The organism is Piscinibacter sp. (genome assembly GCF_050175855.1).
In the GTDB taxonomy this organism is placed as follows: Bacteria; Pseudomonadota; Gammaproteobacteria; order Burkholderiales; family Burkholderiaceae_C; genus Piscinibacter.
The window spans coordinates 1-2,596 of sequence record NZ_JBFXIO010000560.1 but is presented as its reverse complement, the minus strand read 5'-3'; the positions used below and the strand labels follow the sequence as shown (position 1 = coordinate 2,596).

3 protein-coding genes are annotated in these 2,596 nt (G+C 66.9%); 1 reads left to right on the top strand and 2 read right to left on the bottom strand.

From position 1 onward, the window contains the following. Positions 1–697: hypothetical protein (locus tag AB7U92_RS25690; RefSeq protein WP_428583471.1), on the bottom strand; the 697-nt coding region annotated here is incomplete at its 3' end. 75 nt (positions 698–772) lie between these two features. Here AB7U92_RS25690 and AB7U92_RS25685 point away from each other — a divergent pair. Beyond that, complete coding sequence (locus AB7U92_RS25685; RefSeq protein WP_428583469.1) at positions 773–1,570, top strand: tetratricopeptide repeat protein; 798 nt, start codon at positions 773–775, stop codon at positions 1,568–1,570. 33 nt (positions 1,571–1,603) lie between these two features. Here AB7U92_RS25685 and AB7U92_RS25680 read toward each other — a convergent pair. After that, a partial coding sequence (locus AB7U92_RS25680; RefSeq protein WP_428583467.1) for a thioesterase domain-containing protein occupies positions 1,604–2,596 on the bottom strand: 993 nt, incomplete at its 5' end.

The window sequence follows — 2,596 nt, the reverse complement described above, 5'->3', positions numbered from 1 at the left end:
CCGCATCGTCCAGTCCCGCATCGACGCCTCGCGTGACGGTGATCTCGCTCCGGTGCGCCTTGTCGAGCTTCTTCTGCCGGCGTTGGATCGTGTTGCGAACCTGCGAAGGGCGCTCCTGGTAGTAGGCGTCGAACCGCTGGCCCTGCGTCGCATGGGTCCAGTTCTCGTACTGGAAGTACGGGTGTGCGGCGAAGCCGTTGAGGGCCAGGGCTTGCGCGAAGCCGGGCTGGCCCGACGCCTCGGTCCTGGCCAGTGCCATGTTGACGGTGTCCCAGCGGGGCGATTCGCTCGCGATGTGACGCACCAGCGTCTCACGTGCCAGGGCCGGCGACATGCCGGCGCCGACGACGCTGACATCGAACTCGATCGTGTAAAAGTTGCTCAGGCTGCGCAGTTCGCGCCGGCCGGCGCGTTGCGGGCGGCAGCAGAACAGCGCGGCCTGGACGCCGCCGTCGGTGTCGCCGAGCACATAGATGCGGGGCCGCACGGTGTCGGCCATCGCGGTGGTCTGCAACAGCTCGAACCAGTCGAGCGAGAGGAAGAAGTTGGGCTGGCCAGGGAACGATAATGCCGATCGGACCGCGTCGGGTATCGCGTCGAACGATTCGTAGACGGAGATGGTCGCTGGCATGGGGCTCACTGTGAAGCGGCAACGATTCGATGGCCGCTGCGTGACTGATTGGTCGTCGACCGGCAAGAGCCCGGATTCTGGCAGCTGGCATCATCGCTGCGCCCCCCACGGGCATCGGGTCATGAATTATTCCCCCCTTGAATGAGGTGGAAGCCGGCGGAACGAGTACGCGAACTTGTCTGTCAGAAGCGAATCCGCAGGCAAGATGTCGGGCCGCCGCTGGAGGCGGACCATGGTGAACGTGCCGATGAACAGGAGAGACGAAACTTGAACAGCAGTCGCCCCGAGCGCGCTCGCAGCCTTCGGCGTGCGCTCGTCGTCATGGCACTGTCGAGTGCCAGCCTCACCGGCTGGTGCCAGGCCCCGATCCCAGGCTACCCCGACACGATCGATTCATTCGATCCGCGTGAAGTGGCGATGCTGCCGCCGTACTGTGCGTACACGCACTACTTCCGCGCCAAGGTGCCCGGTGGTGCCGATCGGCAGAAGACGGAGGCCTGGCGTGCCACGCTGGGCGATACCTTCGAGCACATCCACCACTATTGCTTCGGCCTGATGAAGACGAACCGGGCCGTTCTCCTGTCGCGCAGCCGGCAGAGCAGGCTCTTCTACCTGAACGATGCGCTGCTCGAGTTTGACTACGTCATCGAACGATCGCCTCGCGACTTCGTGCTGCTGCCGGAGATCCTCACGCGCAAGGCCGACAATCTGATTCTGCTGGATCGATTTCCGGTGGCGATCTACCTGTTCGAGCAGGCCATCGACATCAAGCCGGACTACTGGCCGCCGTACGCGCGGCTGGCCGACCACTACAGCAACACCGGGGCGACGGCCAAGGCACGCGAGGTTCTGGAGGCGGGCCTGAAGGCCGCTCCCGGCACACCGGCCCTCAGCAGGCGTCTATCCGCCCTGGCGGGGGCGGCGCCGCCGCGCAACTGACGGCACGGCGCGTTCCTGCACTTCACGGTGCTGCTAGCCGGCCGGATCCGGCCGGCCCGGCTGGCCCAGCCGCCCGATCCGCGCGTGCAGAAGCTCGGCGACGGCCTCCACGTGCGGCGAGATGAAGAGGCGGCCGGAATCCTCCGCCGGAACCATCGCCGCCTCGCTCTCTCCCTGCGCCAGCTTCTCCCAGTCGCGTCGAAGATCGACGGCCCCGGGAGGAAGCGGGCGCTTGATCGCGATGACGTTGAGCAGGTCCCCGGGATAGGCCTGGGGTTCATAGCTCGCCACGGCATGCAATGTGGCGCTGACGACTTTCTCGATGTAGTAGTCGCTGCCTTCCAGCGTTCCCTTCAGCCCGACGTCGAGCAGGCCACGCCCTGTGCGCAGCTTGGCACGCACGAACTCCGGCCACCTGCGCCAGTTCATGCCTGCCATCTCGCGCAGGTAGCCCAGCAGCTTGAGGGCGAGGTACTTGACCGGCCAGATCCAGCGCATCGGTGAGCTCTGCGCCCGGGCCACCACCGGGGGCCAGGTCTCCAGCAGCGCGAGCTGGACCCGCTCGCCCTGCGCGACCAGGCGCTGCGCGACCTCGTAGGCGATCACGCCCCCGGTGCAGGTGCCGCCGATCAGGTAGGGGCCATGCGGGCGGGCGCTGCGGATTTCGTCGACGTAGCTCCCCGCCATCTCGGCGATGCTGCGGAAGGGCTCCTCCTTGCCATCCAGGCCGCGCGCCTGCAGCCCGTACACCGGCTGGTCGTTGCCGAGCAGCTTGGCCAGCTTGCCGAACATCAGCACGTTGCCGCCCACGCCGGGCACGAGGAACATCGGCGTTGCCGTGCCGACCGGATTGATGGCCACGAGGCTGCGCCAGGAGGCCTGCCAGTCGGAGCGAGACAGCAGTTCGGCGAGCTGTGCCACGGCAGGCGCCTGGAACAGCGTCGCCAGAGGCAGTTTGCGGCCATAGACCTGCTCGATGCGGGAGATCAGCTCGACGGCAACCAGCGAATGACCGCCAGATCGGAA

Excerpts from the sequence above, each read along its gene's own strand:
- AB7U92_RS25685 (WP_428583469.1), top strand. The coding sequence starts at position 773 with ATGAGGTGGAAGCCGGCGGAACGAGTACGCGAACTTGTCTGTCAGAAG.